The 2,496-nt window shown below is 50.8% G+C and carries 2 protein-coding genes; both read right to left on the reverse strand.

Annotated features, from left to right (window positions below; translation table 11 throughout):
* Nucleotides 1–441: 441 nt before the first annotated feature.
* Nucleotides 442–1,854, reverse strand: a complete 1,413-nt coding sequence (locus tag HMPREF1051_RS09305; RefSeq protein ID WP_036492789.1) for an OmpP1/FadL family transporter — start codon at nucleotides 1,852–1,854, stop codon at nucleotides 442–444.
* Between the two features lie 372 nt (nucleotides 1,855–2,226).
* Nucleotides 2,227–2,496: hypothetical protein (locus HMPREF1051_RS14900; RefSeq protein WP_036492792.1), on the reverse strand; the 270-nt coding region annotated here is incomplete at its 5' end.

The following is a 2,496-nucleotide window of genomic DNA, read 5'->3' on the forward strand; positions in this document are numbered from 1 at the left end:
ACTTTAAATCAGGACAAGGCGACGAAGCCGCAGACAGTACAGATAGTACGGAACCGATTCACTTGGTGCTTCAGCACCTTAGAGAATCGTTCTCTTTGAGCTAAGGCGAGGCAACGCCGCACTGGTTTAAAGTTAATCCACTATATCGTTTATGGCGGACAGTTCGCATAATTGGACTGCTTTACTTCTTAAGGCCGGGGCCGGGGTAAAAAGTTCGTCATAATTATTAATTTGATAAATCAAGCGCCTATCCCGAGTCTTCCAAATGAGGAGGTTTTTTATTGATCCTGTCTGCATTCGGCTGAGACGGCGGCCTTATTCTGCGTACCCGTCCGATGGGAGGCGGAAGGAAGCATTCCTGATGTCAATTTATGGCAAAAGGTCGTCTGAAAACCTAGATATCGGTTTTCAGACGACCTTTTGATGTCGGCGCCAAACGGCTTACTTGAATTTGTAAGTGTATTGCAGGCCGATGATGTCGGCGTGGTTTTTGAAGTGTGCGCTGGATGCGCCTTTGCTGTCCACATCGCTGCCGGTCGCGCGGGCAGTGTGGTAGCGGGTGTCGTTGATGTGGATGTGGCTGTAAGCGGCATCGAGGACGTGGTTTTTGCCGATATGGTATTTCGCGCCGAGCGAGAACCAGATGCGGTTGCCGTCGGGCAGGCTGTTCATGCGGTAGCCGGCGTTTTTGACGGGCGAGCGGTCAAAGGCGATGCCTGCGCGCAGTTGCAGCGGGTCGGTCACTTGGTAAGAACCGCCGAGCGCGACTTTGTAAGTGTTGCGCCAGTTGGGGGTGATAACGGTGCGGTCGGATTTGCCGTTGACGACGTTTTTGGTGTTTTCAAAAACCAGTTCCGCTTTGTTGAAGCGGCTGTGGCGCGTCCAAGTCACATCGCTGAACAGGTTGAATTTGTCGGTGGCTTTGTACATGCCGTGAACGGACAAGGATTCGGGGGTTACAATTTTGACGCTTGCTTTTTCATGCGGAACGTAACCGCGGGCGGCAAGCGCGCCCAAATCCCAAGCGCGGCGGGCGTATGCGCCGTCGGCTTCCCATTCTGCCGAGCCTTTGAGGGTGTGGGTTACTTTGGAGCGGTAGTTCACGCCGATCCGTGCGCGGTCGTTGATGTCCCACATCCAAGCGAGTTGATAGCCGAAGCCCCAGTCGTGGCCTTTTACTTCGGCGTGTCCGTCAGATTTGCCTTGCGCGCTGACGGACACGGGGCGGCCGGCGGCGCGTGAGGCAAGGCCGCTGGCGAGTTGGCTGATGGCGCCGGAAGCATCCCAGTCGGAATATTTGCGCAATTCGGCTTTGGAATATTGGGCGATCAGTCCTGCACTGAAAGCATGGTTTTCATTGGCTTTCCAAGCGACGACCGGTTCGATGTCGATGCTGGTGAGGCTCAGTTTGTTGATGTTGTGGCGCAGCACGGAATCTTTTTCGTATTCGGTGGCAGAGCCGAAGGGAACGTACACGCCCAAGCCCAAAGTCACATCGTCATTGACTTTGTATGCGCCGTAGAGGTGCGGGGCGACGGTGGTTTTGGTGATTTTGCCGCTTTTCGAGCCGGAAACATCGCCGCCTTGATAGTATTTTGCGGAATCGGCTTCGTAGTGGATGCTGGGGATGACGATGTTGGCGTTGACGGAAACTTGGCTGCTGTCGAGTTTGGACAGGCCGGCAGGGTTGTAGAAGATGGTCGATGCGTCGGCGGCTTCCGCGCCGGAAGAGTTGGCAGTGCCTTGCGCGTTGACCGACTGCGTACCGAAATGGTAGCCCGAAGCGTGGACTGCGCCGGAGAAGAAGACTGCGCTGAGTAAGATTACGGTTTGTTTGATGGGTGAGTGTGTCATTTTCTTGTACCTGCGTGTAAATAATAAAGAGGTCGTCTGAAACAAACGCCTCCGTATCAGGAGCGGGCTGACGGTTTGGAATCGGCATGTTGAATTGAAACGATGGTCTTTGAAGCGAAAATCCTGCAAGCTGCTTTTGCGCGAATTTTGAGGCTGAAGGACGGCGGTTTTCAATCAAAATACGGTTGTTTCCTAACGGTCATTCCGTTTGATTAGTGTAGGTACTCGATTCTATACCACGTTATCGCGTTTGCCTAATATTTTTGGACGCTTTCGGAAAAACTTGTGTGTTGCGTAGATAGGAGAGGGCGGGACTGTGGTAAAGATGTCATTGCGGGATTTATTGATGACTTGGTTCCCTCTATTAGAGCTTTATGTACGAATACCCTGATAAACAAAAATAAATTTGCCATTTTTTTTATGAAAACTACCTTCTAGGGTTAGGTCAGTTTCCTTGTTATCTGCATATAAACAGCATTCGATTCCTATAACTTCTTCTGTACCATTCATTTCATATGTTTCAAATATTGCCCTATTATCATTTCGTGCGGTCAATGCTATTGCTTTGGGAGGTAATGATAATTTTTTATCTAAAAGATTTTCATCATCCAGTTCTTCCAAAATTTCCTCATACACACCTTT

Origin of the sequence: Neisseria sicca VK64 (assembly GCF_000260655.1) — a bacterium.
GTDB lineage: Bacteria > Pseudomonadota > Gammaproteobacteria > Burkholderiales > Neisseriaceae > Neisseria > Neisseria sicca_B.

What these genes read in the sequence shown, in the direction of transcription:
- HMPREF1051_RS09305 (WP_036492789.1), bottom strand. Translation starts at nt 1,854, where the DNA reads ATGACACACTCACCCATCAAACAAACCGTAATCTTACTCAGCGCAGTC.